General features: G+C 51.9%; 1 protein-coding gene. It reads left to right on the top strand.

Annotation, left to right across the window (positions count from 1 at the left end; all coding sequences use genetic code 11):
* Positions 1-911 (top strand): hypothetical protein (locus C5470_RS22010; RefSeq protein WP_166291916.1); only part of this gene is annotated, 911 nt, incomplete at both ends.

Consider the following 911-nt stretch of genomic DNA (forward strand, 5'->3'; position numbering starts at 1 on the left):
GTACTCTATCCTGCATCTGTGGCAACAGAGCTACAACGCCTCCAATATCTACCCATTGACCATCGGTTTCTATGTCGAAAGGCTCAAAGCGACCAAAGACCCGGCGCTGAAAAAGAAAATAGATGACAGTATTAACCAAGAGCGCTGGGATAACGACTGGCCGAAACTGAAAAAAACCACCCAAGACTTTGAAGTCCGTCAGGCGATGTTGATGAAACTGTTTGAAGCTTTTGCGGATAACCCGGCGCTGAGTTATCAGGTCGGCGGGCTACAAAATTACTTTCACTACTTCTTTTCACTGCAAGATGAAAAAGAGACGCGGGAAGAAGAGGACGCGCTGGAGTTCCAGTTTTTCAGTGAAATCCTCTCAGGACTGCTCGGCAATCTGCAATCCTCCCTGCCCGGCCAGCAGGTTTTGGCAAAACTTGCCGCCAAAGAGTCGGACAGCAACGGGGATGGCAACTTCTGGCGCACCATTACCGGCAGTGTTATCACCGTGCTGAATAACGACAAAGTCAAATCGCCGATGCTTGAGAGCCAGTTTATTCGCGGAGTCGATAATATTCTGCTGGGCATGGGGACTTTTCTGGCTACCGTCTGCGCCAATCCCGGTCAGGCGATTTCTCAGGGGGCAAATTATGTCCGGCAGCTTCCCCAGAAAGCCATTGACCGGATAACCCAACAATTTGTTCCCGCCTTGCTCTCTACGCTGGGCGTGGTGATTGAGCCGGATGGCAGAGTGGCGCTTAGTGAACAGAGCTATCAGGAAGTGCTCAAGCGACTGGAATCGAAAGCAAATCGTCACCTGCCAGATCCCGCGATGCGGACACAGGCTATCGGGGAACGGATCATTAACTGGAGCAAGCGGCTGGAATCACTTGGTGACAAACCGGTGATAACCCTGCCCGCCG

Origin of the sequence: Photorhabdus stackebrandtii (assembly GCF_011189495.1) — a bacterium.
Taxonomy (GTDB): Bacteria; Pseudomonadota; Gammaproteobacteria; order Enterobacterales; family Enterobacteriaceae; genus Photorhabdus; species Photorhabdus khanii.